This is a genomic window from Vibrio sp. 779(2023), assembly GCF_033344285.1.
GTDB classification, from domain to species: domain Bacteria; phylum Pseudomonadota; class Gammaproteobacteria; order Enterobacterales; family Vibrionaceae; genus Vibrio; species Vibrio alginolyticus.
The window spans coordinates 1-1,176 of record NZ_JAWPOM010000161.1 but is presented as its reverse complement, the minus strand read 5'-3'; the positions used below and the strand labels follow the sequence as shown (position 1 = coordinate 1,176).

Annotated in this window: 1 protein-coding gene; it reads left to right on the top strand. The window is 46.0% G+C overall.

Translation table 11 applies throughout. From position 1 onward, the window contains the following. Positions 1–375: 375 nt before the first annotated feature. On the top strand, positions 376–1,176 hold an 801-nt coding region (locus R8O70_RS25755; RefSeq protein ID WP_318184528.1), incomplete at its 3' end, for a cache domain-containing protein.

Sequence of the window (1,176 nt, the reverse complement as noted above, 5' to 3'; positions counted from 1 at the left end):
ATGGTAACCTCTAGGTTCAGGCAAAAAGCGAGGCCCAGCAACACTTCTAACGAGACCAAAGACCAACGGCAGGGCAAGTTTTTCCACCCAAATGATGAGAATGAAGCGACGAAAAGTAACATGAAGTCATCCAAAATAACTTCGCTTCGTTTGCTCTCCAACGGGACAAGATTGACTATTTAACCTCAAGTGAGCACAAACTGACCGCTATGTTACGCAACAAACCAATCGCTTACTTAGCAAACAACCGTTACGTATTTATTGGTACGGAATACTACTTCTAAAATGCAGTTCTATTCCTAGTTAACGTTACCGCTCACAGCATCGTTTAATACCTTTTGATAACATGGCATTAAAAACTCCGGTGAGCTAATTGTGAACTTACTCAATCCCAAAGCCCTGCGTCATTTTCTATTGCTGTTGTTTGTTATCGGCATTTTAGGGCTTGCTCTTACGCATCACTACGCAACTCGCTATCAACACGATCAATGGCAACAAAAGCTCAAAAGCCAAGCGGCTCAAGTCTCACAAGAAGTCGACTACGAACTGGCGAAGTTTGAACAAATTCCCAATTTGCTTAGCCATGACCCACGCTTGCTTGAAGCCGTTGAGAAAGGTGCACCGTCGACAGAACTGAACTTACTGTTGGCGCAATGGCTGAAGCAAAGTTTGGCCGATACCATTTATGTCCATGATAAAACAGGCTTGGTTATCGCTTCGAGTAACTATCAACAGGCGGATACGTTTGTCGGTTCGAGTTTTAGTTATCGCCCTTACTTTAAAAATGCCCGTCGTGGTGAGCCAGCCCAATACGTGGGGTTAGGTGTACGCTCTAACAAACGGGGTTACTTCTTTTCCTCTCCACTATGGTTGAACGGCGATGTCATCGGCGTCATCACGGTAAAAGTGAATTTGGAGCAGTTGGAACAGCGCCTTGCACAAAGTGGCGCAGACGTTTTGGTGACCGACAAGCACAACGTAGTGTTTATGAGCAACCTACCCGATTGGCGCTATCGCGCGCTGTTTCCACTCTCACCAACAGCCATCAATGAACTGACTGAAACTCGCCAATACGGTGACACGTTGCCCGAATATTACGGCGAACTTACCGCGCAAAGTGACGAAAGTGAGTTTGCGGATAACCAATTGTTGCTGTCACCAAACTACCTCGCGTAC